Consider the following 24727-nt stretch of genomic DNA (forward strand, 5'->3'; position numbering starts at 1 on the left):
ATGCAGCCTGGCCGTCCGCTGCCGGCAACGCCCCACTGGACCCGCACACGTGAACCCCACCTCCTTCGGTCTCTACGACCCTGCCCGCGAATCGAGCGACTGCGGCGTCGGTTTCATCACCCGACTCGACGGCACGCCCCACCACGACGTCATCCGCAAGGGTGACGAAGCGCTCTGCGCCATCCCCCACCGCGGCGGCAAGTCCGCCGAGGGTGTCGGTGACGGCGCCGGTGTGAGCATCGACCTGTCGGTGGAGTTCTTCAGCGCCATCACCGGCCAGGAGCTCCGCGCCGGTCACTTCGGCGTCGCGAACTGCTTCGTGCCGAGCGGCACGGGTGCGGCAGCGGACGCCGAGCGCGCCCGTGCTCAGCAGACCGTCACGGACGCCATCGAGCAGCAGGGCTTCGAGCTGCTCGTCATCCGCGACGTCCCGGTGGACCACTCCGTCGCCCGACCCGAGGCCGAGCAGTACCAGCTGCCGATCGTGCAGTGGGTCTTCCGCGCGCCCGAGCAGTGGGACCGCACCGAGGTCGACGCGGCGGCGAACCGTGCCCTGCTCGCGATCGAGTCGGTGTCCTACGGCGAGGCCGCCGAGCAGCGCGCCGAGCACGCTGCCCTGTACCCGCTGTCGCTCAGCGCAAGGACCCAGATCCTGAAGGGCCGCCTGAACTCGGGCGAGGTCATCGGGTACTTCACGGACCTGCGCGACCCGCGTCACTCGGTACGGACGCTGTACTTCCACACTCGGTTCTCGACGAACACCGAGCCGCACCCGACGATGGCGCAGCCGTTCCGGCTGATGGCGCACAACGGCGAGCTGAACACCGACCGGAAGAACCGTCTGTCGGACGAGGCGCTCGCCCGTGCCCGCACCCGGAGCATCGTCCGCCCGCCCGGGCAGTCGGACTCGAGCCGCCTCGACCAGACGCTGCAGAGCCGCGTGTTCGACGACGGGCTCGAGATCGTCGAGGCCGTGGTCTCGCTCATGCCGCCGGCGTGGGAGAACGACCGCACGCTGACCGCCGACGTGCGGGACATGCTCGAGTACTTCTCGCTGTACGAGGAGAAGAACGACGGCCCCGCCGCCGTGATCTTCAGCGACGGCGACGTCGTCGGCGCGCGCCTGGACCGCCTGGGGCTGCGTCCGCTGCGCACCGTCGAGACCACCGAGTACCTGATGGTGTCGTCCGAGGCCGGTCAGGTCACGTTCGACGCCGACGAGGTCGTGCACCGCGGCCGCATCGAGGCCGGCGGCATGCTCGTCGTCGACCACCGCACCGGGACCCGGATGCGCACGGACGAGGTGCTGCGCATGCTCGCGGCCCGCCGTGACTACGGCACGCTGCTCGACGCTGCCCGTGTGAACCTCGACGACCTGCCCGCGCCCGCGTACGACCGCACCAGGAACACCCTGGGCTACGCGGGCGACCTGTCGCTCGCGGGCCGGTACGTGGCGTACTCGCTGAACCAGGAGAGCTTCCGGTTCATGCTCGACCCGATGCTGCAGAACGGCTCGGAGCGGATCTCGGCGATGGGCTACGGCAACGCCATCAACGCCCTGAGCGACACCGAGGGCGGCATGGCGAAGTACTTCTCGCAGCGCTTCGCCCAGGTGACGAACCCGCCGCTCGACTCGATCCGTGAAGCCGACGGCATGAGCATGCGCGTGGCCCTCGGCGCGAAGCCGGACGGCACGGGTTCGACGAGCCGGCAGCTCGTCGTGCAGTCGCCGATCCTCGGCCACCTGGACATGGTGCGCCTGCGCGACCAGGACATCGTGCCGCTCGAGCGCTTCGACATGCTCTACGTGCCGGTGCTCGGCGACGAGCAGGCGAACGCGGACGCCGTGCGCGACGCCGTGGACGCCCTGTGCGACGCCGTGGAGCAGTTCGCGGGGACGTACGGCGGCATCGCCGTGCTGACCGACCGCGAGGTCTCGTCGACCCGTGCGCCCCTGCCCGTGATCCTGGCCGTGGCCGCCGTGAACCAGCGGCTCATCGAGACCGGTCTGCGCCTGCGGGTGTCCGTCGTCGCCGAGAGCGGTCAGCTGCCATCGTCACACCACGTGGCGACGGCCCTCGGCTTCGGCGCCTCGGCTGTGTACAGCTTGAGCGCGCGCCTGCGTGCCGAGGAGAAGTACCCCGCGGCGCCGGCACCCGCCGGTGAGCTCACCGCGACGGACCTCGCGCTGAAGCAGTTCCGCAAGGCCGCCGAGAAGGCGCTGGCGAAGACCATGGGTCGCGTCGGCCTCTGCACCGCCGAGAGCTACATCGGTGGCGCGTTCTTCGAGCCGAACTACCTGGACACCGGCGACGACGTCCTGGCGCGGGTGTTCCCGCACATGCAGGCCCCCGTGGGCGGCGTCGGCTTCGCCCGCATCGCCCAGGCGGCGACGGACTGGCACGAGCGTGCCCGCTCGGTCGCGGCCGAGGGCCAGGTCCCCCTGCTCGGCCTGTTCAAGGAGCGCTCGGACGGCGCCGGACACTCGTTCGGCGTCGCGAGCGTGCGCGGGTTCGGTGGGATGACCGAGGAGCGTCCGTCCTTCGAGCGCTCCGGCGACTCGGACGCACTGCGCCTGCTGACGCTCGGCCAGCTCGACGACTCGTTCGGCATCACCGACGCCGCCTACCGCAACACCGGCTACGACCGCCTCAGTGACACCGAGATCGACCAGCACCGGATCACGCCGGGCTACGTCACGTTCCTGCAGACCACGCACGACGAGCGGTCGCGCCGCCCCGCTGCGCTCCGCGACGTGCTCGCGCTGCCCGCGGATGTCACCGGCATCGACACGGCTGAGGACTTCGCCCGCGAGCTGGGTCGGTTCTCGACGACCGGCAACGCCAGCGTCACCGTGCGCGGGCTGTCCGGCTCGCGTCCGTCGTCCTCCGACGGGCTTCCGGGAGGCACGGAGCGGTTCCGCCTGGAGCTCGCGTCGACGGGCACCACGGGCGCACTGCGCCACCGGGCCCTGGCAGACGGCCTCGCGCTGCTGTTCCCGGGCCAGGTCGACGTCGACTCCGTCGACGACACCCAGGTGACGCTCCGCGCCACCGGCGCTGCCGTCGGGCTGCTCACCCTGCTCGAGAGCGCGCCCGACAGCGTCGAGCTCGACGAGGTCCAGCCGGCACACGAGATCACCCGGACCCTGGCGTCCGGCGCGATGAGCCACGGCGCGCTCGTCGCCACCGCGCACGAAGCGGTGGCGCACGGCACGAACATGGTCGGCGGCATGTCGAACAGCGGTGAGGGCGGCGAGCACCACTCCCGCTACGGAACCATCCGCGGCTCGCGGATCAAGCAGTTCGCCTCGGGCCGCTTCGGCATCTGGGCGGGCTACCTCGCCGACCCCATGCTCGAGGAACTCGAGATCAAGATCGGTCAGGGCGCGAAGCCCGGCGAGGGCGGTCAGCTGCCCGCGCCGAAGGTCACGGTGGACATCGCCGCGGCCCGTGGTGGCACGCCCGGCGTCGAGCTCATCTCGCCGCCGCCGCACCACGACACGTACTCGATCGAGGACCTGGCGCAGCTCATCCACGACTGCAAGGCGGCCCGTGTCCGGGTGATCGTGAAGCTCGTGTCCTCCGAGGGCATCGGCACCATCGCGGTCGGCGTCGCGAAGGCCGGCGCGGACGTCATCAACGTCGCGGGCAACACCGGTGGAACCGGCGCCGCGGCCGTCACGAGCCTGAAGTACGCGGGACGTTCGGCGGAGATCGGCGTCGCCGAGGTCCACCAGGCCCTCGTCGCGAACGGCCTGCGCTCCAAGGTCACGCTCCGGTGCTCGGGCGCGCACCAGACCGGGTCCGACGTCGTGACGAGCGCCCTGCTCGGCGGCGACAGCTTCGAGTTCGGCACGACCGCGCTCATGATGCTCGGCTGCGTCATGGCGAAGAACTGCAACGTGAAGTGCCCGGCCGGCCTCACCACGAACGCCGAGGCGTTCGAGGGCGACCCGCGTGCACTCGCGCAGTACCTGCTCAACATCGCCCACGACGTGCGGCAGATCCTCGCCCGGCTCGGCCTGCGCTCGCTGCGCGAGGCCCGGGGGCGCACCGACCTGCTGCAGCTCCTCGACCACCCGGCGAGCGTCGGGCGTCTGGACGCCCGTGCCCTGCTCGCGCAGGTGCCGGAGAAGGTCGTGACGGACCCGGAGTACCTGGAGAAGGACTTCCACACCGACGACGCACTGCTCGAGCGCATCCGCACGGCGCTGGTCGACCACGCCCAGGAGCACGTGCTCGTGCACGGCGTCCTGCTCGGCAACAGCGACAAGTCCGTCGGCGGTCAGCTCGGCATCGACGTCGAGCGCCTGCTCAACCACGAGCTCGGCGCCGAGGACGTCCAGGGGCTGCCCGCCGTGGCGACCGATGACCGCGGGCGCCGCCGGCTGGTCGACGGTGCGGTCACGATCCGCACCCAGGGCTCGGCCGGGCAGTCGTACGGCGTGTTCAACAACGACGGCATCGTGCTCGAGCACACCGGCACCGCGAACGACGGCGTCGGCAAGAGCCAGAGCGGCGGTCGGATCATCGTCCGCGCACCGGGCGGCGGCAGTGCTGACCAGGGCGGGAACGTGCTGATCGGCAACTTCGCGCTCTTCGGGGCCACCGGCGGCCGCACGTTCGTCGAGGGCGAGGCCGGAGACCGCTTCGCCGTGCGCAACTCCGGCGCCACGGCCGTGGTCGAGGGCGTCGGCGACTTCGGGTGCGAGTACATGACGGGCGGTGCCGTGTTCAACCTCGGCGCGTTCGGCAAGGGCCTCGGCAACGGCATGTCCGGCGGGTTCCTGTACCAGTACGACCCGTCCGGTCAGGTCGCCGAGCGCGCCAGCACCGACTCGCTCCTCGTGTTCCCCGTCACCGACACCGAGCGCGGGGCGTTCCACGAGGCCGGCGCACGACTGCTGCTCGAGTGGCACCTCGAGGCGACCGGGTCGGCGCTGGCCGAGCGGCTGCTCGCCGACTGGGAGACCACCCGGCAGCACGTCTTCGTCGGCATGCCGCGCGCGCTCCTGCTCTCGCAGGACGCCGGCGAGATCCTCGCGGCGGCCACCCGCCCCGAGCTGCTCGACGAGCTCGCGACCTCGATCGCCACGGACAAGCTCCGTGCGTTCAAGGTCGACTACCGCGACCAGCGGACCGTCCTCGACGGCCGTGCCCCGGCGCTCGGCGACCAGGGCGACGACATGTTCTCGCTGCTGTCGTCGTACACGGTGCTCGGCGTCGCCCAGGACGTCGCCCTCGAGCGCGTCCCCGGTGCGGGTGCGAACGACCCCCGCGTCACCGAAGCGGTGAAGAACCTCGTCCTGACCGAGGACTTCTCCGTGAAGCAGCGCGTCGTGAAGTACCTGCGCGGCACGCTCGACCGGTTCGCGGACGACCAGCTCGCGACGCTCATCGCGATCAAGCGGCTCGACGACTACAAGCGTGCGCTCACGCAGCGGAACAACCGCAGCATGGACGCACCGGGCACCACGGGGTGGATCATGCACCAGAACGCCAAGAACGACGGCCGCGTCCGCGAGGCCCGCTTCGACGAGCTGCTCGCAACCGCGGCACTCGAGGACATCGCCCGCCGTGCACCCCAGGCGCCGACCGAGGCGGTGTCCGCGTGAGCCTGCTCCCCCCGACCGGCTCGCTGATCCCCGTCGACGCACCGTTCTCGGCCGCCCAGGAGTCCTGGCTGGCCGGGTTCATCGCGGGCATCGCCGCCGCCGGCAAGAAGGCGTCCGGCGCCGCCCCCACGACGACGATCGACGTGCTGTTCGGCACGCAGACCGGCAACGCGGAGTTCCTGGCCGACGAGCTCGTCGCCGGGGCGAAGGCCCGCGGGCTCGGTGGCCGTGCCGCGGCGCTCGACGCCGTCACCCCGGAGCAGCTCGCCGGGATGACCCACGTCCTCGTCGTCACCTCGACGTACGGCGAGGGCGAGATGCCCGACAACGCCGGCCTGTTCTGGGACGCGGTCCAGGCGTCCGACGTGCCGCGGCTCGAGGGGCTGCGGTACGCGGTCCTCGGCCTCGGGGACACCAGCTACGACGAGTTCTGCCAGGCCGGCAAGCTCCTCGACACCCGCTTCGAGCAGCTCGGCGCGACCCGGGTGCACGACCGCGTGGACTGCGACGTCGACTTCGAGGACGCCGCCGCACTCTGGAGCGCCGCCGTGCTCGACCGGCTCGCTGCGGAGGCCGGCGCGACCGGTGCACCCGGCGCGACCACGGGCAGTGGTGCCGGCGACGGTGCCACCGCGACCGGCGGGGCGGGCGCGGGCCGTGCCTCCCGGCCGGGGTCGCAGTGGAACAAGCGCAACCCGTACCCGTCACGGCTGGTCGAGAACCGGCTGCTCTCCTCGCCGCGCAGCGCGAAGGAGATCCGGCACTACGAGTTCGACCTCGGCGACTCCGGCATCGAGTACACCGCCGGCGACGCCCTGGCGGTCGTGCCGGTCAACGACGAGGTCTTCGTCGCGGAGCTGCTCGAGCAGGTCGGCGCGAACGGCGGCGAGTCGTTCGACGGCCGACCGATCACCGAGGTCCTGCGGAGCGACCGCGAGGTCCGGACACCGTCGAAGGACCTCATCGCGGACCTCGTGCAGCGTGCCCCGGCGAGCGAACTCGCTGCGGTCGTCTCGCACGGCGACAAGCACGAACTGGACCGCTGGCTGTGGGGTCGTGACGTCCTCGACCTGCTGCGCGACGCCGGACCGGCCGCTCCCGGACTCGACGAGCTGCTGCCGAACCTGCGCCCGCTGCAAGCACGCCAGTACTCGATCTCGTCGAGCCCACTGGCGCACCCGGACCGCATCCACCTGACCATCGCGTCCGTCCGGTACGGCGACCCGCACCGGATGTACGCCGGTGTCGCGTCGACGTTCCTGGCGGACCGGGTCGACCCCGACGGTACGGTCGACGTCTACCTGCAGCCGAACGCGTCGTTCGGCGTGCCGGCCGACGCGTCCGCGCCGATGATCATGATCGGTCCGGGCACCGGCATCGCTCCGTTCCGCGGGTTCCTGCACGAGCGGGCCGCGGCCGGTGCGACGGGGCGCAACTGGCTGTTCTTCGGCGACCAGCACCGCGACACCGACTTCGTCTACCAGGACGAGCTCACCGAACTGCAGGAGCAGGGCGTGCTGAACCGCCTCGACCTGGCGTTCTCTCGCGACCAGGCCGAGAAGGTCTACGTGCAGACGCGGATGCGGGAGCAGTCCGCCGAGCTGTTCGCCTGGCTCGAGGACGGCGGCCACGTGTACGTGTGCGGCGACGCCTCGCGGATGGCGAAGGACGTCGAGGCCGCGCTGCTCGACGTCATCCGCACCGGCCGTGGGCGGGACGAGGACGACGCACTGTCGTACCTGGCCGACCTGCGCCGCACGAAGCGGTACGTCCGCGACGTCTACTGAGTCGGCACCCCACGCCCGATCCGGGCAGCAGGACGCCCCGGCAGCAGAACGCCCCGGCAGCGGAACCCGAATCCGACTGCCGGGGCGTTCTCTGGAGGGTGCCGGTCAGTGAGGCCTGACCGACGAGCCCAGTGGCATGACGCAAGGACCCGGGTGCGATGACCCGGCTTCCTGGACGACGAGTCTCCTGATCCGGGACTCCCGTCGTGCACGCCGCTCGATCGCCGATGGTTGGTCGGCGCCGGGCGCGCACTGCGTCACGGTCATTCGGGTCCCCCTCCTGCCGCGGTTCGTCGCCGTCACCGGCTCCCTGGATGCCGGCCCGAAGGGACGACTCTGATCCGCGGTACGGAAACCGTACGACGATCACGGGGTGTTCGGAACCCGTTGACGGGAATCACTCAGCTGTGGTACCGCTCGGTGTCCCCGAAGCGTCGTCGGCGTCCCCCGGGGCGACCGCTCGCGACCACGCCGAGTCGGCCGCCGTGCTCGTGTCCGTCGGCTCCGGCGTCAGGACGAGCCCAGACCCCGACGTGGCCGAGGCGTAGAGGTCCTCGAGCCAGCTGCGGTTGATCGACGGCACCCGGCTGCCGGAGAACTTGAAGTGCAGGCTGACGTTCGGGTTCAGCCAGATCGTGCTGCGACCGTTGCCGTGGACGACGTCGTCCTTCCACGAGAACGCGAACCGGTGATCACGCCGGAGCATGTTCACGATCACGATCTGCAGGTGCGTGAGGGCCCGGTCGTCGATGCGGAGGTCGAGTGGTTGACCGTCGTAGATGAGCTGACCCATGGGCCCTTCTACTCCGCCGGACCGGTGAGTGCGAGGGATCTCGCCCAGGTCGTGATCGTCGTGTCGAACCAGACGGCGTCGACGTTCCGTTCCCAGGCGTGCTCGGCGGGCTCGCTCACCGCCAAGGTCACCGTTTCGGGGTGGGCGTCGGCGAACTCCTGGCTGACGGCGAACGGCACGGTGGTGTCCCCCGACGAGTGGATGAGCAGGGTCGGTGGCAGGCTCCGCGGCGTGTGCAACCAGGAGAGCGCGCGGACGTCCACGGGTGAACGGAGCCCGACGAGACGACACACGAGCGGCAGCGCCATCGCCCGGAGCGCAGCACCGACGACGAACCCGGGGAGCCCGGCACGACCGGCCTGCGAGCGCACCGTCGTCGCCCAGTCGAGCGCCGGCGAGACGAGGACCAGTCCGACGAACCGGTCGCGGTGCGCCGACCGGGCGAGCATCTCGTGGGCGATCGTCGCGCCCATCGACCACCCCACGATGACGAGCCGTTCGGCTCCGTTCGCGACGGCGTGGTCGAGTGCGGCCTCGACGTCGGGCCACTCGCGGGCACCGAGGTGCGAGGCGCGGCCCTGCCAGGGTGCTTCGCCGTCGCCGCGGAACGACGGGACGATCGAGGTCCAGCCGACCTCGAGGGCCGCCGGCACGGTCCGGAGCGCCGTCACGCGGGTGGTGCGGATGCCGTGCACGTGGACAGCCCAGGTCGTGGCGGGCGCGTCGGGGGCGGCTGCGGCGGCGGGCGCGTCGGGCGCGGTGGCGGGCGCGTCGGGCGCGGGGCCAGCGGGCCGGATGACCCACGCCGGGGCAGGGCCCACGGGCGTCGGCAGGTCGACCTCCGCCCAGTCGACGTCCATCGCGGCGGGGTCCGGGTGCACGTGCCCGCTCCACCGCACCCGTCTCGACACGTCCCCCGTCGTCCGGACCACCGCACGCCGGACGGTGCCGGCGGCCTCGTCGACGTCGAGCACCGGTCCGACCGTGGTGTGCCCGGTGCCGTCGTGCCACAAGCCGTACTCCCCCGGGCGGACGGTGTCGTCGGTGATCGGGAGCCGGATCGAGTCGTCGGTCGTCTCGAGCACCGGGGTCCAGCGGTCGCCGCCAGGCAGCACGATCTTGCCGACGACCTTCCGCACCACGAGCAGGAACGCCGCCGCCAGCACGACGAGCACACCGAGCACCCACCAGACGATCGTCATCGCATCAGCCTCCGAGACTGCGGGTCAGGGTCAGTTCCGCCGAGCGCACCTGGGCGAGCTCGGCGTCGTCGAGGGTGCGGCCCTGCACCTCGGCGTCGCGGATCGCGATGACGAGGTCGTAGGTCCGTGCCTGCACGTCGCCGTCCCGTTCGACGGCGCGCAGCTCGTGGCGCCGGACGATGCGGCGGAGCAGCCGGTGGTGCCGACGGCACGTCACGTCCCGCCACCACCGGCGGAACGTCAGGGACGCCATCGCGACGACGATGAGGACGATGCCCAGGTAGAACGGCGGGTCGAAGCCCAGACGGAGTCCGTCGCGCAGCGGAGCGGGGAACCACCCGAAGTGGTCGGCGGTGAGGGAGAGCAGCTCGTCGATGCTCGCGATGACCACGAGCGAGAGCCCCACCCGGAAGACCACGAGCGCGACCGGGTTCCGCAGCACGCCGTACCGGAGCGTCGCGGCGGCGATCACGCCGACACCCACCATGTAGACCGACCCGTAGAGCCACATCGCCGGCTGGTGGATCTCCCGCACGATGAAGTGGAAGTCCGTGCCGCCCCGGTCGCGCACGGCGAAGAACGGGACGGCGAAGGCCACGACCACCACGAGGAGCGCCAGCGGGCTCGCCAGCCCCGGCCGCTTCGGCAGGTCGGACGTGCTCGCCCGGAGCATCAGCCAGAAGGCCGCCGTGGCGCACACGTTCTGCACCAGGTTGATGAGGTTCGTGCCCCCGAGGGCCCCGTCGAGCACGGTCTGCGGCACGACGCTGCCGAGCGTCAGCAGCCCGAGCGCACCGACGCCGGTCGCACCCCAGGCTGCGCGGCCACGTGGGTTCCGCAGCACGTAGGGCGTGCGCGCGAGGAAGATCAGCGCCGCGCACCAGAAGGCGGCGGCGTGCAGGACGGCCATCAGCCGTATGCCCGCTCGTCCGCGCTCGCGCTGCCGGCGAGCAGCACGGTCGCCAGCTCGTACGCGAACCGCTCGGCGAAGTGTTCGTCGTCGTCCGAGATGCTCACCAGTCCGGTGTCGCCGTCGAGGGCGCGGCGACACACGTGCCCGCCCGAGGCGAACTCGGCGATCGAGGTGGTGGTCGGGGCTCCGGCGTCGCCGTGCACGAGGTGTCCGAGCTCGTGCAGGACGCAGTGCATCCGGTACAGCTCGGGAGCGCCGGCCGGCACGAGGACGAGGTTCTCGTGCTCGAACTGCGAGACCAGCGCGGTGAGCGGTCCCCAGCTCGGACCGTCGACGTCCACCACGCGGGTCGGTTTGCCGACGAACCGACCGACCCCGGCGACGACGTCGGGGAGCTTCGGCGACGGGGGAAGGGTCGTGACGAGGGCACTGACGGTGTCCGACGCGCTCGTGCCCACTGACATCGCCCCTTTCGATCTCCGCGGACAGACTACCTGCACGTCCCCCTTGCGCACGAGGTCGCGCGGACGGAGCCTGAGACCAGGACCGAACCCGACGACCGAATCGACGACCAGGAGCGACGATGCCCACCACGTCCGTCCACACCGACCCCGAGGCCCTCGCGATGACGCTCGTCGCCGAGTTCCCCGTCCCGGTCGAGCGCCTCTGGGGCGCCTTCGCCGATTCCCGTCAGCTCGAGCGCTTCTGGGGTCCGCCCGGCTTCCCCGCCACCTTCACCGCGTTCGACCTGCGGCCCGGCGGCCGCGCCGACTACCGGATGACGTCGCCGCAGGGCGAGCGGTTCCACGCCGTCTGGCAGGTCACCGAGGTCGACGAGCCGCACCGCATCACCTTCCGCGACCTCTTCACCGACGCCGACGGCGAGGTCGACGACGCGTTGCCGGCCGGCGAGACCGTCCTGTCGTTCGAGACCGTCGGAGCCGGGTCGCGTGTGACCGTGCGGTCGTCGTTCGGGTCCGCCGCCGACCTCGAGACCATGGTCGACATGGGCATGGTCGACGGCTACGAGCAGGCCTTCGGACAGCTCGACACCGTGCTCGCCGACCTGCGCGAGCACGCCCTCGGCAAGGGCACCGTCACCGAGCGCGTCGACGACACCCACGTCCGCATCACCCGGGCCTTCGCCGCACCACGCCACGTGCTGTGGCGGGCGCACACCGAGCCGGAGCTCGTCCGGCAGTGGTTGCTCGGACCGGACGGGTGGGAGATGACGGCGTACGAGAACGACCTGACGCCGGGCGGCGCGTTCCGGCAGGCATGGGCGCCGACCGGTGACACCGAGGGCGAGCCGTTCGGCTTCGAGGGCGAGAACCTCGTCGTGGAACCGGAGCGGCGGATGGTGTCGACCGAGCGGATGACCGGTGCGCCGTTCCCCCCGAACACGAACGACCTGCAGTTCGACGAGGCCGACGGCGTCACCCTGCTGACACTGCTCGTCACCTACCCCGACCAGACGCAGCGGGACATGATCCTGGCCACCGGCATGACCGACGGCATGGAGACCAGCTACCAGCGCCTGGAACGCGAGGTCCTGTCCGCCACGTGACCAGCGGACGGACGGGAGGCCCGTGGCGGACCCGCCACGAGCCTCCCGTCCGTCACGCGGAAGCGACAGATCCCTGCGAACCTTCCGCACGGATCTGTCGCGTTCGCGGAGGGGTCGAGCCCGCGCGGAGGGGTCAGGCCTGCGCGGTCGCCTCGTAGTGGCGCGCGCCGCCGCGCACCCCGGCGAACCGGTACGGCCCCGCCGTGACGCGCGGACGCTCGACGTCCTCGCTCGTCGCGGCGCCGGTCGCGTGCAGCTCGCGGTACGCGTCCACGGTCAGCGGTACGCGGGCCGAGAGCAGCTGCCGGACCCGGCCGACGCGACGGTGCTCACGGTAGGACGGCTGCACGATGCCGGTGAGGAGCTCGCCGACGCTGCCCGAGCCGTAGCTGAACAGGGCGATGCGCTCGCCCGCCAGGTCCTCGTCGAGGTCGAGGAGCGCGGCGAGCCCGATCCAGAGCGACGCCGTGTACGTGTTGCCGGTCTGCTTGTTGTACGTGAAGCCGACGAACAGTTCCGACTCGTCGAACGGCACGCCCACGTGCTGCGTGAGCTTCCGGTGGGCCTTGAGCGCCATCTTCGTGAACGGCTGGTGGTGGACGAAGCGCACGATGTCCTCGTACGCCGGTCCGCCCTGGTCCGCCAGGTCGTCCCAGGCCCCGACGAACGCGTCGACGTAGGCGCTGACGGACAGGCGGCCGTCGACCAGCGCGGTGGAGCGGTCGTTCGGGCGCCAGAAGTCGTCGACGTCGGCGGTGAACACGCCCGCGGCCGGCTCGATCTCGATCAGGTCGGGGTCGGCGGACATCAGGATCGCGGCGGCACCGGCCCCCTGCGTGGGCTCGGCGGCGGTGTCGACGTCGTAGCGCGCGACGTCGGCGGCGATGACGAGCACGCGCTCGTGCGGTGCCCGGGCGATGATGCCGAGCGCGAGCTGGACGGCGGCGGTCCCGCCGTAGCAGGCCTGCTTCAGCTCGACGACGCGGACGTTCTTCGGCAGGCCGAGCAGGCCGTGCACGAAGACGCCGGCGGCCTTGGACTGGTCGACGCCGGACTCGGTGGCGAACAGCACGGTGCGGATGCCCTCGACACCGTGGCGGTCGATGACCTCCTTGGCCGCGGCGGCCCCCATCGTGACGATGTCCTCGTCCGGGGCGGGCACGCTGAAGGCGTCCTGACCGATGCCGACGTGGTACTTCGCCGGGTCGACGCCGAGGCGCTCGGCCAGGTCGTCGAGCTCGAGCACGTGGTGCCCGGTCGCGATGGCGATGTCGTGGATGCCGACGCGGAGCGCGCCGTCGCCGGTCACGCTGCGCCTCCGGCCGGCTTCGCGCCGCGGCGCTCCATGGCGACGTGGGCGGCCATCAGCTCACCCGGGTTCGTCTGGGCGGCGAGGAGCGAGAGTTCCCCGCACAGCACCGTGGCGGCGCACAGGGCGGCGAGACGACGGGCGTTCGCACCGGGCTCGCGGTCCTCGCGGCAGCCGAGGCGCACCAGGGCGTCCTCGACGACGGGCAGATCCCCGCCCTTGCCGTTGCCGACCGTGCCGACGATCAGGTGCGGCAGCGAGGTGGCGAAGTACAGGTCGCCGTCGCGGTTCTCGGCACTCGTGATGCCCTGCGAGCCCTCGACGATGTTCGCGGCGTCCTGCCCGGTGGCCAGGTAGAAGCCGAGCAGCATGTTCGCGTAGTGCGCGTTCGCGGAGCGGAGCGCCCCGGCGATGGTCGACCCGATGAGGTTCTTCGCGATGTTCAGTTCGACGATGCGTTCGGTGCTCGACCGCAGGCGCTTCTCGACGACGTCGCCGGGGATCACGATCTCGGCGATGGTGTTGCGGCCACGACCACGGATGCCGTTCACCGCGGTGGCCTTCTTGTCGGTGCAGAAGTTGCCCGAGACGGACACGTAGCGAAGGCCCGGCTGCCACGCCAGGATCGCGGGCAGGAGCTTGTCCGCCGCCTGCGTGACCATGTTGTGGCCCGAGGCGTCACCGGTCGTGAAGGCGAACCGCAGGAACAGCAGGTCACCGACGATCTCGGGGTGCACCTCGATGAGCTTCGCGAACCGGCTCTGCCCCGCGACCAGCGCCTCGAGCTCGTCCTGTCGCGCCAGGATCTGCCCCGCAGCGACGTGCGCCGCCGCGGCACTGGCTGCTCGGACGACGACCGAGCGGGTCATCCGCTCGTCGACGACGGTCGCGACGATGCCGTCGTCGACCATGCGCGAGATGCGGGCGCCGCGGCCGACGGACGGCCAGAGCGGCGACTCGTACGTGGCGAGCGGGACCTCGTGCTCGCCCTGGACCGCGTTGCCGCTGATGCGGATCGGACCGACCCACTTGGTCGGGATCGGCGTGAGCAGGTCACTCATCGAGGGCTCCTTCTGGTGCTCGCACCGCGACGCTGAGGTGTCTGATGTCGTGCGCCTCCCAGGCGCGGTGGATGCCGGCGGGGTCGATGTCCGCGGGGACGAGTGCGATGCCGCAGTCGCCGCCACCGGCGCCGGACGGCTTCGCCGCACCGCCGGCCGCCTCGACGACGTCGCACAGGGTCGCGAGGCGTTCGGTCTCGATCTTCGACCCGACCGAGTCGCCGAGGCGCTGCATGAGCACCCGGGCACGTCGGAGCGCGTCGAGCGTCTGTTCCGCATCGCCGGTCTGGAGGCCCGTGGTCAGGTCGTCGACGCAGCTGCGGCTCTCGTCGAGGAACTCCTGGTACCCGCCGTTGCGGTGCCGGCGCACCACACCGACGAGCTTCGTGGTCGAGGCCGGCGAACCGGTCCAGCCGACCAGGAGCTGCAGGTTCTCGGGGGCCGGCAGCCGCTGGACGTCGAACCCCGCCCACGCATCGGCGTCGGTGAGGATGTCGGACACCCGGCGTTCGTCGACGAGCGAGGCGAGGCGGTCACGGTCCGGGGCGCTGTAGCGCAACCAGCCGCCGAACGTGCTCGCGGCGAGGTCCCCGCCGGACGCCCGCGGGTTCACCCGGATGGTGGCGAGCATCGCGACCTGGAAGCGCTGCCGCTGCGTCAGGCCGATGCCGTAGAAGCGGTCGAGGGCGCCGACGGTCGCGACGGTCACCGCGGCCGAGGACCCGAGTCCGAACTTCCGGCCGCTGGCGTCGTCGAGCTGGCTCTCGATCCGCAGGTCGTGGAACCGCGGGGCGATCCGCCGCTCGGCGCGGAGCTTCTCGACGAGGTCGATCGTCGCCATGACGTAGTCGTAGGGGTGGTGCTCGCGGTCCAGGGCGAGACCGTCCTCGTCGCGCGTCCACGTCAGCGGCAGGTGGCCGTACTCCTCCGAGTGCACGCTGCCCGCACCGTGCGCCTCGGACACGCGTGCCGTGATGGCGCGGTCGAGGGCGATGAGGACGGACGGCTGGCCCGGCTCGACGACGGCGTACTCGCCGGCGACGAACAGCTTGCCGTGGGCGCGGAACTCGATCACTGCACGGACTCCTTCTGGTCGGGGCTGTCGCTCGCTGCGGCGACCCCGATCTCTTCGGAGCGGAGCACCCGAGCGGCAGGTCCGGTGCCGGACTCGATGACGTCGCCGAAGGACGCCAGCGCAGTGGCCACGGCGGAGCGGTCCTCGGGCCGGCAGAGCACGACCACGTTCGGGCCGGCGTCGGCGGTGGCGTAGGCCTCGAGCCCGGCGGCGCGGAGTTCGCCAACGGCGTCGAACACAGCGACGCTGCGCGCGTTGAGGTAGCGGATGGGCGGGAAGGCGCCCTCGATCGTGGCGTGCATGCGCAGGGCGTTGCTCTCGGTGATCTCGCCGATGCGCGTGAAGTCGCCGGCTGCGCACGCGTCGAGCATGTCGCCGACGGTCTCGGTGGTCGACGTGACCCACGCCGGGTAGAACGGCGACGTCGCGATGGTGCGGCGCATCGCCTCGCGCGATCCGATGGGCTTCGGTCCGGCGTCGATCGTCACGACCACCATGGCCATCGGTGGCGCCGGGATCCGCTCGGCGAAGGAACCCTGGTCGTCGCCGGCGTGCCAGACGGCGACGCCGCCGGGGATCGACCGCGTGGCCGACCCCGAGCCGCGTCGGGCCAGGCGGGACAGGTCGCGCGGGGACAGGTCGAGGCCGTACGCCGCCGAGGCCGCGGTGGCGAGCGCCGCGAACCCCGACGCGCTGGAGGCGAGCCCTGCGCCGGTCGGCACGGTGTTCTCGGACACGACGGACGCGCGGGCGGTGCTGCCGGCGAGCTCCCGCACGAGGTCGAGGAACTGCTGCACGCGCGCCAGCGCACCGTCGTCGACGACGTGACCGTTCAACGTGAACGCATCACGCGCCTCCTGACCGTCACCGGAGCCACCGTCCAGCGTGACGGTGGTCGTCGTCGGGAACACGTCGAGACCCATGGAGACGCTGCCCGTTGCGGGCAGCGCGAGCTGCGCGTCCGCCTTGCCCCAGTACTTGACGAGGGCGATGTTGGGGTGCGCGACGGCGGTGGCGGTCATCAAGCGCGGGCTCCGATCGTGGTGGTCCAGGTGGCTGCGGCCCCTGCGCCGCGGAGTGCGGCCGCGATGCGGTCCGCGTGGTCGTCGTCCGCGGCGAGTGCGAGCACGCACCCGCCCCGCCCGCCGCCGGTCAGCTTCGCGCCGAGGGCGTCCGCAGCACGTGCGGCGTCGACGAGCCGGTCCAGGTCGGCACTCGACACGTCGAGTGCACTGAGCAGGTCGTGCGCGGCGTCCATCGTGGCACCGAGCCCCTGTGCGTCGCCAGCCTCGAGTGTCCCCCGCGCCCGGCGTGCGAGCGCACCGATCCGGTCGATGACCGCGTCGACGACGACCGGGTCCTGGTCGTGCCGTTCCCGCACGGCCGCGACCGCCTGCCGGGTGTGGCCGGGGACACCGGTGTCGGCGACGACGAAGGTGAAGCGGGCCCCGAGGGCGACGGGCTCGATGCGGCCCCCCTCGAACCAGACCGGCACCGCGGCGACGACACCGCGGGCGTCGAGTCCCGACGGGCGACCGTGGGCGACCCGCTCGCACTCCTGGATGAGGTCGTGGTGGGTGTCGGCGTCGAGGGTCTCGCCGAGGGCGTCCGCGACGGCTGCCGTCACGGCGGCGGCGACCGCTGCGCTCGACCCCATGCCCCGGGCGGTCGGGACCTCGCTGTCGACCCGGACGTGGAAGTGCCGGTCGGTCACGCCGAAGTGCCGCAGCGTCGCGGTGACGGCGGTGACGGTCGGCATCACCGCTGCGGGCGCGAGGTCGAGGGGACCGGTGTGCACCGTGGACTCGAGGGTGTGCCCGACGGTGGTGCCGGTGGCTTCGTCCGCGCCGGCGCTGACCGGGCTCACCGTCGCGACGACCCGTGCGTCGAGCACCGGCAGGACGAGTGCGGGTGCGCCGTAGACCACGGCGTGCTCACCGATCAGGATCGTCTTGCCGTGGGACGACGCCGATCCGTTGCCGGGGGTCGTGGTGGTGTCGAGGTGGGTGCTGGTCATCGTGGGTCACGTCAGCCTAACCGTCCGGGCCGTCGGCGTGTTCGTCGTGACCTGAGCATCCACTGCGATGGGTTGTGCACAACCGGGTTGCGTGACAGGCTGAAGCCATGCCCGTGACCGACGAGATGGTGTGCTTCTCCCTCTACGCAGCGAGCCGCGCGACCACGCAGGCGTACCGCACGATGCTCGAGCCCTGGGGCCTGACCTACCCGCAGTACCTGGTACTCGTCACCCTGTGGGTGGAGGGCGACCAGACCGTCTCGAGCCTCGGGGAACACCTGCAGCTCGACTCCGGCACCCTCTCGCCGCTGCTCCGCCGCATGGAGCAGAGCGACCTGGTTCGCCGTGAGCGCCGCAGCACCGACGAGCGCGTCGTGACGATCACGCTCGGCGACCGCGGCCGCACCATCCGTGCCGACCTCGCGCACATCCCGGCGACGATCGCCGCCGGCATGGGGCTCCCCGACGAGCAGGCAGCCACGGAGCTCATCGCGACCCTGCACCGGTTGACCGAGACGATGCACGCCGCGGCCACGAACACACCGACTCGAGACTCGGCCTGAGCGACACTTCTCACCGCGCAGCGCCCGAGATCTGTCGGCCAGCCCGAGTCTCGGGCCAGGCCGCCACTGACCCCACGAAGGAAGGAACACCATGGAAGCCCTCTACACCGCCGAGGCCCTCGCCACGGGTGACGGCCGCAACGGCCACGTCGCCACGAGCGACGGCACGGTCGAGTTCGACCTCGCCATCCCCAAGGAGATGGGCGGCTCCGGCAACGGCGCGAACCCCGAGCAGCTGTTCGCCGCCGGGTACGCCGCGTGCTTCCACTCCGCACTGCAGGGCGTCGCCCGCAGCCAGAAGGTGAAGATCGCCGACTCGTCCGTCGGCGGTCGCGTCCAGATCGGCCCGAACGGCGACGGCGGCTTCCAGCTCGCCGTGCTGCTCGAGGTCGTCCTGCCCGGGCTCGAGCACGACCAGGCCCAGGCCCTCGCCGACGCTGCGCACCAGGTCTGCCCGTACTCGAACGCGACCCGCGGCAACATCGAGGTCACCATCACCGTCTCGGAGGACTGAGCATGACCGACACCACCCCCACCACCATGCGCGCCGTCGTCCACGAGACCTTCGCCGAGCCCGCCGACGTCCTCGAGGTGCAGGAGCGCCCGGTCCCCAGGCCCGGCGCCGGCGAGGTGCTCGTCCGCACGGTCCTCTCCCCCATCCACAACCACGACCTGTGGACCGTCCGCGGTACCTACGGCTTCAAGCCCGAGCTGCCCGCAGCCTCCGGCACCGAGGCGCTCGGCGTCGTCGAGGCCCTGGGCGAGGGCGTCACGAACCTGACGGTCGGCCAGCGCGTCGCCGGCGGCGCCTTCGGCGTCTGGGCCGAGTACTACACCGCGAACGCCGCCGGGCTCGTCCCGGTGCCGGACGCCATGCCCGACGAGGCCGCAGCCCAGCTCGTCTCGATGCCGTTCAGCGCCATCAGCCTGCTGCACTCGCTCGACCTGCACGAGGGCGACTGGCTGATCCAGAACGCCGCGAACGGTGCCGTCGGGCGCATGGTCGCCCAGCTCGGCGCGGCCCGCGGCATCAACGTCATCGGCCTGGTGCGTCGCGCCGCCGGTGTCGAGGAGCTGCGCGAGCAGGGCATCGAGCGCATCGTCGCCACCGACGCGGACGACTGGAAGGACCAGGTCGCCGCGATCACCGGAGGCGCCCCGATCGTCGCCGGTGTCGAGTCCGTGGGCGGCAAGGCCGCCGGGGACATCGCCAGCGTGCTGGGCGAGAACGTGACCCTCGTCGTCTTCGGCGCGATGGCCTCGCCCACGCTCGAGATCCCGTCCGGCAAGGTCATCTTCGGCCAGCTCACGGTGAAGGGCTTCTGGGGCAGCGTCGTCAGCAAGACGATGCCGGCCGAGACGAAGGGCCAGCTCTTCGGCGAGCTCATCACCCGCGTGCTGGACGGCTCGCTGACGCTCCCCGTCGCGGAGACCTTCGCGTTCGAGGACGTCCGCGACGCCGTGCGCGCCTCGGACACCGCCGGCCGCGTCGGCAAGGTGCTCCTGCGCCCGTAGCGCGACCAGCAGACGGACGGGAGGCCCGGTGCCAGCTGGCACCGGGCCTCCCGTCCGTCTGTGCGCGCGATCACCGCGCCACGTGCGCGACCTAGCCGCGCGACGCCTTCTGCGGGACGGTGAAGATGTTGCCGGTGGTGACGCCCTCTTCGACTTCCTCGAGGGTGCGACCGCGGCTCTCCGGCACGAACTTCCAGATGAAGAGCAGCGCGAGCAGACCGACGATCCCGAATCCGAAGAACGTGCCCGTGATGCCGGTCGCGGCGACGATCGTCGGGAAGTACAGCCCGAGGAACGCGTTCGCGATCCAGAGGCAGAACACCGAGATGCCCATGCCGAGCGCGCGGATCTGCGTCGGGAAGATCTCCGACAGCACCACCCACACGGCGATGTTGAGGAAGGTCTGCATCGAGCCGACGAACGCGACGACGAGGAACAGGATCACCCACGGGCGGGCAGGGTTGCCCTCGGGCAGCGCGACCGAGGCGATGCCGATCAGGAAGTGGCAGACCGTCGTGAGCGAGAACCCGATGATCAGGGTCGCCCGGCGGTTGATCTTCTCCATGTTGTACAGCGCGATGACGCCACCGACCACGGCGATCACGCCGGGGGCGATGTTCGCGATGAGGGCCGCCGACGCCTGGAACCCGGACTCGATGAGGACGGTCTGGCCGTAGTACATGATCGAGTTGATGCCGGTGAGCTGCTGGGCGACGCCGAGCCCGGCACCGATCAGCACGATGCGGATGAGCCACTTGTTCCCACGCAGCGTCTGCCACCCGCTGACGCGATCGACCTTCGCCTCGAAGTCGTTGCTCCGCTTGATGTCGTCGAGCTCGGCGGTCGCACGCTCCGTGGTCCGGACCTGCTGCAGGACGGACAGCGCTTCGTCGTACCGCCCCTTCGACGCGAGCCACCGCGGCGACTCCGGCACCCGGAGCATGCCGACGAAGAGTGCGATGGCCGGGAGCGCACAGACGGCGAGCATGACGCGCCAGACACCGTTGCCCTCACCCCAGAGGTTGCCGATGATGGCGTTGACCACGAACGCGGCGAGCTGCCCGATGACGATCATGAGCTCGTTGCGGCCGGACAGCGAACCCCGGATCTCGAACGGGGCGAGTTCGGCGAGGAACACCGGGACGACGGTCGATGCCCCACCCACCGCGAGGCCGAGGAGCACGCGGCCGACGACGATCACTCCGAATGTCGGGGCGACGACGCAGATGAGCGTGCCGAGGAAGAACGTCACGGCGAGGGCGATGATCGTCTTGCGGCGGCCCCACCCGTCGGCGATGCGGCCGCCGAGCATGGCACCGATCGCGGCACCGAACAACAGGGAGCTGGTGACGACGCCCTCGGTGAAGTTCGTGAGACCGAGCTCGGCCTTCATCGGGTTCAGGGCACCGTTGATGACACCGGTGTCGTACCCGAAGAGCAGTCCGCCGAACGTGGCGACCAGGGCCAGGACGCCGAGGCGTCGGCGGTGCGGTCCGGTGCCGATCGGGGGCAGTGCGACAGTCGGGGCTGTCGGCTTGATGTCGACCATTCGGTGACTCCTTCGTCGGTGATCGCGCTTCAGTGCGTGCACCGATGGTAACCCGAATCCATGTCCTGTCAATTGGACATTCTGTCGTCAGGACGATTGGATCGGTCCACATAACGCCTGATCAGAGCGGGAGCGCTCCAACAGACCCTGCGGGTGCGTCAGGACTCGTCGGGCGCCGGGCTGTCCCCCAGCACGTCACCGAGCGACGCCATGTCCGCGCCGTGGTCGGTGTAACGCCGGACGGTTCGTCGTGCTGCTGCGCTCGCGGCACCGGACAGTGCCGGGTTGCGACGCGCGGCATCGGCCACCCGGCCCGCGTGCCCCGCGGTCGAGAGCAGGACGTTCGCCAACGCCCGGGCGTCACCGCGCTCGGGCACCCCCGTCACGGTCCACGCCGTGCGCACCTGGGCGTCCGGCGTCACACCCCGTCGGGTACCCATGCGGTGCCAGTCGGACAGCACGCCCTCGGTCCGGGACGCCGCCCGGTCGGCCTCGCCGGCTCGACGGCGCGCGGCGTCGCGCGCGTCGGATTCGCTCGCGCCCTCGACCGTGTCGTAGCGGTCGGTGAGGCCGTCGGCTCGGCGGCGGACGCTCTCCGCCCGTTCACGAGCAGCGCCGTCGTCACCGCCTTCCTCGGCGATGCGGGCGGCGTGCGCGGCGGCAGCCGCGGCGAGGATCTCCGAACGCTCCATGGCCTCGACGGTAGCCGTTCCGACCGACACCGGCGACCGGCGCTCCGCCGGATCCGCGGTACGTCCGCAGACACACGACGAGCGCGCGGCGTTCAGCCCGGGGACACCGTGCGGTTAGCATCGAGCTGAGGGGGAATCATGAACCGGACGCTCGCGATCGGGGTCGTCGTCGCGGCCACCGTGGCGCTGTCGGGGTGCTCGCTGCTGCGCGGGTCGGACCAGCCCCTCCCCGCCCCGTCCACCCCAGCGACGACGCCGACCTCGTCCGCCACCTCGACACCGACGCCCGACGCCGACCCGGAGGGCGACCTCCTCGAGTCGTCGGCGCACCCCCGCACGCCGACCCCGGAACCCACCGAGTCGGCGGCTCCGGCTCCGACGCTGACGCCGATCCCCGCCGGGACCGTCCTGGCCCAGGGCGACGTCGCGTCCCCGAAGGGCAGCGTGCACTTCCGGTTCCGCGTGGTCGCGGTCGGCGACGACACGTTCACCGCCCAGTACTCCGGCTTCACCTCGACCCTGCCGGTGCCGGTCGGGGTCGGCCTGTTCGACCTGCCGCGCGCGGTCGGCGACGGCCTGACCTACCCCGGCGTCGGCGACCGGACGCTCGGTGGGCCGACCAGCACGGCGACCGCGGTGGACGTCCCACTGAGCGGCTCCGGCGTCGACCCGTCGCACCTCACCACGCTCGTGACCTACTCCGCGGCGGATCCGGGGCAGGAGGTCCCGGTCGAGATCGGGGCCGGCAAGGTGCTCGCGGTGACCACCGTGCGGTGGTCCGTCCCGGCGCGGCAGACGAACGTGCACCCGGAGGACGCCGGTGCCCGGCCGAACGCGACCGGTCCGGTCACCGCGACGACGACGGGCGGGGCACCGCGGTCGTACACGGTCGCGCCGGACGACCTCATCGGCGACGTCGCCGCGCGCTTCGGCATCAGCGTGCGGGCGCTCGTCTGGCTCAACGAGGGCGTGCAGGTGTTCGGGGCGGACCAGCACCTGTACGAGGGAACGACGCTCAACCTCGACCCGCTCGGCCGCTGACCGCGAGTCTCGGAGCGCATGGCCCGAGACTCGCGCTCAGCGACGGTTCTCGGCGCGCGCGTCCCGAGAACTGTCGCTCACCCCGAGTCTCGGGCCGCGTCCGCCCCGCGGCCAGCGCGACCGGCAGACGGACGGGAGGCCCGTGGCAGATCCGCCACGGGCCTCCCGTCCGTCAGGTGAGTACGTCGCTACTTGCGCAGCTCCAGGTACTTCGCGATGAGCGCCTTCGTCGAGGCGTCCTGCGCGTCGAGCGCGGCCTGGTCGCCCTCGACGGCAGGCGTGACCTGCAGCGCCAGCTGCTTGCCGAGCTCCACGCCCCACTGGTCGAACGAGTCGATGCCCCAGATCGTGCCCTCGGTGAACACGATGTGCTCGTAGAGCGCGATGAGCTGGCCGAGCACGCTCGGGGTGAGCTCCGGCGCCAGGATCGACGTCGTCGGCTTGTTGCCCGGGAACGTGCGCGCCGCGACGATTCCCTCGTCGGTGGTGCCCTCGGCACGGACCTCGTCGGCGCTCTTGCCGAACGCCAGCGCCTTGGTCTGCGCGAAGAAGTTCGCCAGGAACAGCGTGTGCACGTCTGTGCCGGGTGCGACGCCCTTGCCGTCACCGGTCTCGTCCTTGAGCGGACGGGCCGGGTTCGCGACCGTGATGAAGTCGGCCGGGATCAGGCGGGTGCCCTGGTGGATGAGCTGGTAGAACGCGTGCTGGCCGTTCGTGCCGGGCTCGCCCCAGAAGACCTCGCCGGTCTCGGTGGTGACGGGCGAGCCGTCCCAGCGCACGCGCTTGCCGTTCGACTCCATGGTGAGCTGCTGCAGGTACGCGGCGAAGCGGTGCAGGTACTGCGTGTACGGCAGGACCGCGTGGCTCTGCGCACCGAGGAAGTTCGTGTACCAGACGTTGAGCAGGCCCATCAGGACGGGGACGTTCTGCTCGAGCGGTGTGGTGCGGACGTGCTCGTCGATGGCGTGGAAGCCGGCGAGGAACTGCTCCCAGTTCTCCTGGCCGATCGCGACGATGACGCTCGTGCCGATCGCGGAGTCGACGGAGTAGCGGCCGCCCACCCAGTCCCAGAACCCGAAGGCGTTCTCGGGGTCGATGCCGAAGGCCTCGACCTTGTCGAGCGCGGTGGACACGGCGACGAAGTGCTTCGCGACGGCGTTCTTCTTCTCGTCGTCACCGGCGTCGGTCAGGCCGAGCTTCTCCCAGAGCCACTGGCGTGCGAGTCGCGCGTTGGTCAGGGTCTCGAGGGTGCCGAAGGTCTTCGACGCGACGATGAACAGCGTGGTCTCGGGGTCGAGGTCCACGGTCTTCTCGTAGATGTCCGCCGGGTCGATGTTCGACACGAAGCGCGCCTCGAGGCCGGGCTGGACGTAGGGCTTGAGTGCTTCGTAGACCATGACGGGGCCGAGGTCGGACCCGCCGATGCCGATGTTGACGACGGTCTCGATGCGCTTGCCGGTGACACCGGTCCAGGAACCGTCACGCACCTGCGACGCGAACGCGTAGACCTTGTCGAGCGTGGCGTGCACGTCGGCGTCGACGTCCTGGCCGTCGACGGTCAGCGGCGCCGCCGGGACGAGGCCCTCGGTCGCCTTCGGACGGCGGAGCGCGGTGTGCAGGACGGCGCGGTCCTCGGTGACGTTGATGTGCTCGCCGGAGAGCATCGCCTGGAAGCGCTCGGCGACGCCGGTGTCCTTCGCGACCTGCAGCAGGGCGGCGAGGACGTCCTCGGTGACGAGGCCCTTCGACAGGTCCACGGTCAGGTCGGCGGCCTGGAACGTGTACTGCTCGGCACGGCCGGGGTCGCTGTCGAACCACCCGCGCAGGTCAGGGGTGAAGTCGGCAGCGATGCTGTCGAGCTTCTTCCAGCCTTCGGTCGATGTGGGGTCGACGGGAGCGGATTCGGTCACTTCGGTCCTCCTGGGATCACGTTCGAGACGTACAGCCCGCAGGTCACCGCACCAGTGCGTCGCGGACCGTCTTCGAGCGTAGTGCCGTCGGCACCGTCGTGCGCACCGCCGGACGG

General features: G+C 71.5%; 19 protein-coding genes. 7 read left to right on the forward strand and 12 right to left on the reverse strand.

What is annotated here, in order from left to right:
- Window positions 1–49 precede the first annotated feature (49 nt).
- Window positions 50–5617, forward strand: coding sequence for a glutamate synthase-related protein (locus OGL88_RS10785; protein ID WP_263091358.1), 5568 nt, complete (start codon window positions 50–52; stop codon window positions 5615–5617).
- Window positions 5614–7404 (forward strand): sulfite reductase subunit alpha, encoded by a 1791-nt coding sequence (locus OGL88_RS10790; protein WP_263091359.1) that lies wholly within the window; start codon window positions 5614–5616, stop codon window positions 7402–7404. Before OGL88_RS10785 ends, OGL88_RS10790 begins: the two co-directional genes overlap by 4 nt.
- A gap of 397 nt (window positions 7405–7801) precedes the next feature.
- On the opposite strand, the gene OGL88_RS10795 is transcribed toward OGL88_RS10790, so the two are convergent.
- From OGL88_RS10795 to OGL88_RS10810, 4 genes are read right to left on the reverse strand one after another with little or no spacing between them, the layout of a single operon-like run.
- Entirely contained in the window at window positions 7802–8197 is a 396-nt protein-coding gene (locus OGL88_RS10795) for a DUF7882 family protein (protein ID WP_263091360.1), read from the reverse strand.
- A gap of 8 nt (window positions 8198–8205) precedes the next feature.
- On the reverse strand, window positions 8206–9399 hold the full coding sequence (locus OGL88_RS10800) for an alpha/beta hydrolase family protein (protein ID WP_263091361.1): 1194 nt from the start codon (window positions 9397–9399) through the stop codon (window positions 8206–8208).
- Window positions 9400–9403: 4 nt separating this feature from the next.
- Window positions 9404–10309 carry a hypothetical protein gene (locus OGL88_RS10805; protein WP_263091362.1) on the reverse strand — a complete coding sequence of 302 codons (906 nt, stop codon included), beginning with the start codon at window positions 10307–10309 and terminating at the stop codon, window positions 9404–9406.
- A complete protein-coding gene (locus tag OGL88_RS10810; protein WP_263091363.1) occupies window positions 10309–10776 on the reverse strand; it encodes a hypothetical protein in 468 nt (155 codons plus the stop codon). Before OGL88_RS10810 ends, OGL88_RS10805 begins: the two co-directional genes overlap by 1 nt.
- 119 nt (window positions 10777–10895) lie before the next feature.
- Between OGL88_RS10810 and OGL88_RS10815 the strand changes: the two genes are divergently transcribed.
- Window positions 10896–11879: an SRPBCC family protein gene (locus OGL88_RS10815; RefSeq protein WP_263091364.1), complete on the forward strand. Its 984-nt coding sequence runs from the start codon at window positions 10896–10898 to the stop codon at window positions 11877–11879.
- A gap of 133 nt (window positions 11880–12012) precedes the next feature.
- Here OGL88_RS10815 and OGL88_RS10820 read toward each other — a convergent pair whose 3' ends face one another.
- Genes OGL88_RS10820 through mvk form a run of 5 tightly spaced genes read right to left on the reverse strand, consistent with a single transcriptional unit; the run spans window position 12013 to window position 17341 of the window.
- Window positions 12013–13188, reverse strand: a complete 1176-nt coding sequence (locus OGL88_RS10820) for a hydroxymethylglutaryl-CoA synthase (protein WP_263091365.1) — start codon at window positions 13186–13188, stop codon at window positions 12013–12015.
- Complete coding sequence (locus OGL88_RS10825; RefSeq protein WP_111084744.1) at window positions 13185–14249, reverse strand: hydroxymethylglutaryl-CoA reductase; 1065 nt, start codon at window positions 14247–14249, stop codon at window positions 13185–13187. Before OGL88_RS10825 ends, OGL88_RS10820 begins: the two co-directional genes overlap by 4 nt.
- A complete protein-coding gene (locus OGL88_RS10830; protein ID WP_205463054.1) occupies window positions 14242–15324 on the reverse strand; it encodes a phosphomevalonate kinase in 1083 nt (360 codons plus the stop codon). Before OGL88_RS10830 ends, OGL88_RS10825 begins: the two co-directional genes overlap by 8 nt.
- Window positions 15321–16346 (reverse strand): diphosphomevalonate decarboxylase, encoded by a 1026-nt coding sequence (gene mvaD / locus OGL88_RS10835; protein ID WP_263091366.1) that lies wholly within the window; start codon window positions 16344–16346, stop codon window positions 15321–15323. The genes OGL88_RS10830 and mvaD overlap by 4 nt, the downstream gene beginning before the upstream one ends.
- A complete protein-coding gene (gene mvk, locus OGL88_RS10840) occupies window positions 16346–17341 on the reverse strand; it encodes a mevalonate kinase (protein ID WP_263091367.1) in 996 nt (331 codons plus the stop codon). The genes mvaD and mvk overlap by 1 nt, the downstream gene beginning before the upstream one ends.
- 107 nt (window positions 17342–17448) lie before the next feature.
- Between mvk and OGL88_RS10845 the strand changes: the two genes are divergently transcribed.
- From OGL88_RS10845 to OGL88_RS10855, 3 genes are all read left to right on the forward strand, one after another.
- The gene (locus OGL88_RS10845; protein ID WP_205463058.1) at window positions 17449–17904 is read left to right on the forward strand and encodes a MarR family winged helix-turn-helix transcriptional regulator; all 456 of its coding nucleotides are present in this window, start codon (window positions 17449–17451) and stop codon (window positions 17902–17904) included.
- A 91-nt stretch (window positions 17905–17995) separates the two neighbouring features.
- Window positions 17996–18418, forward strand: coding sequence for an organic hydroperoxide resistance protein (locus tag OGL88_RS10850; RefSeq protein ID WP_205463059.1), 423 nt, complete (start codon window positions 17996–17998; stop codon window positions 18416–18418).
- 26 nt (window positions 18419–18444) lie between these two features.
- Entirely contained in the window at window positions 18445–19419 is a 975-nt protein-coding gene (locus tag OGL88_RS10855; protein WP_263091392.1) for a zinc-binding dehydrogenase, read from the forward strand.
- Window positions 19420–19510: 91 nt separating this feature from the next.
- On the opposite strand, the gene OGL88_RS10860 is transcribed toward OGL88_RS10855, so the two are convergent.
- Together OGL88_RS10860 and OGL88_RS10865 are read right to left on the reverse strand one after the other, a co-directional pair.
- On the reverse strand, window positions 19511–20968 hold the full coding sequence (locus OGL88_RS10860) for a sugar porter family MFS transporter (RefSeq protein ID WP_263091368.1): 1458 nt from the start codon (window positions 20966–20968) through the stop codon (window positions 19511–19513).
- A 158-nt stretch (window positions 20969–21126) separates the two neighbouring features.
- Entirely contained in the window at window positions 21127–21660 is a 534-nt protein-coding gene (locus OGL88_RS10865) for a hypothetical protein (protein WP_205463060.1), read from the reverse strand.
- Window positions 21661–21798: 138 nt separating this feature from the next.
- Between OGL88_RS10865 and OGL88_RS10870 the strand changes: the two genes are divergently transcribed.
- Entirely contained in the window at window positions 21799–22701 is a 903-nt protein-coding gene (locus OGL88_RS10870) for a LysM peptidoglycan-binding domain-containing protein (protein ID WP_263091369.1), read from the forward strand.
- Window positions 22702–22889: 188 nt separating this feature from the next.
- On the opposite strand, the gene pgi is transcribed toward OGL88_RS10870, so the two are convergent.
- Window positions 22890–24611, reverse strand: a complete 1722-nt coding sequence (gene pgi, locus OGL88_RS10875) for a glucose-6-phosphate isomerase (RefSeq protein WP_205463062.1) — start codon at window positions 24609–24611, stop codon at window positions 22890–22892.
- Window positions 24612–24727 lie beyond the last annotated feature (116 nt).

It is taken from the genome of Curtobacterium sp. RIT-PI-V (genome assembly GCF_025642935.1).
In the GTDB taxonomy this organism is placed as follows: Bacteria; Actinomycetota; Actinomycetes; order Actinomycetales; family Microbacteriaceae; genus Curtobacterium.

What these genes read in the sequence shown, in the direction of transcription:
- OGL88_RS10795 (WP_263091360.1), bottom strand. Translation starts at nt 8,197, where the DNA reads ATGGGTCAGCTCATCTACGACGGTCAACCACTCGACCTCCGCATCGAC.
- OGL88_RS10800 (WP_263091361.1), bottom strand. Translation starts at nt 9,399, where the DNA reads ATGACGATCGTCTGGTGGGTGCTCGGTGTGCTCGTCGTGCTGGCGGCG.
- OGL88_RS10805 (WP_263091362.1), bottom strand. Translation starts at nt 10,309, where the DNA reads ATGGCCGTCCTGCACGCCGCCGCCTTCTGGTGCGCGGCGCTGATCTTC.
- OGL88_RS10810 (WP_263091363.1), bottom strand. Translation starts at nt 10,776, where the DNA reads ATGTCAGTGGGCACGAGCGCGTCGGACACCGTCAGTGCCCTCGTCACG.
- OGL88_RS10815 (WP_263091364.1), top strand. Translation starts at nt 10,896, where the DNA reads ATGCCCACCACGTCCGTCCACACCGACCCCGAGGCCCTCGCGATGACG.
- OGL88_RS10825 (WP_111084744.1), bottom strand. Translation starts at nt 14,249, where the DNA reads ATGAGTGACCTGCTCACGCCGATCCCGACCAAGTGGGTCGGTCCGATC.
- mvaD (WP_263091366.1), bottom strand. Translation starts at nt 16,346, where the DNA reads ATGACCGCCACCGCCGTCGCGCACCCCAACATCGCCCTCGTCAAGTAC.
- mvk (WP_263091367.1), bottom strand. Translation starts at nt 17,341, where the DNA reads ATGACCAGCACCCACCTCGACACCACCACGACCCCCGGCAACGGATCG.
- OGL88_RS10845 (WP_205463058.1), top strand. Translation starts at nt 17,449, where the DNA reads ATGCCCGTGACCGACGAGATGGTGTGCTTCTCCCTCTACGCAGCGAGC.
- OGL88_RS10850 (WP_205463059.1), top strand. Translation starts at nt 17,996, where the DNA reads ATGGAAGCCCTCTACACCGCCGAGGCCCTCGCCACGGGTGACGGCCGC.
- OGL88_RS10855 (WP_263091392.1), top strand. Translation starts at nt 18,445, where the DNA reads ATGCGCGCCGTCGTCCACGAGACCTTCGCCGAGCCCGCCGACGTCCTC.
- OGL88_RS10860 (WP_263091368.1), bottom strand. Translation starts at nt 20,968, where the DNA reads ATGGTCGACATCAAGCCGACAGCCCCGACTGTCGCACTGCCCCCGATC.
- OGL88_RS10865 (WP_205463060.1), bottom strand. Translation starts at nt 21,660, where the DNA reads ATGGAGCGTTCGGAGATCCTCGCCGCGGCTGCCGCCGCGCACGCCGCC.
- OGL88_RS10870 (WP_263091369.1), top strand. Translation starts at nt 21,799, where the DNA reads ATGAACCGGACGCTCGCGATCGGGGTCGTCGTCGCGGCCACCGTGGCG.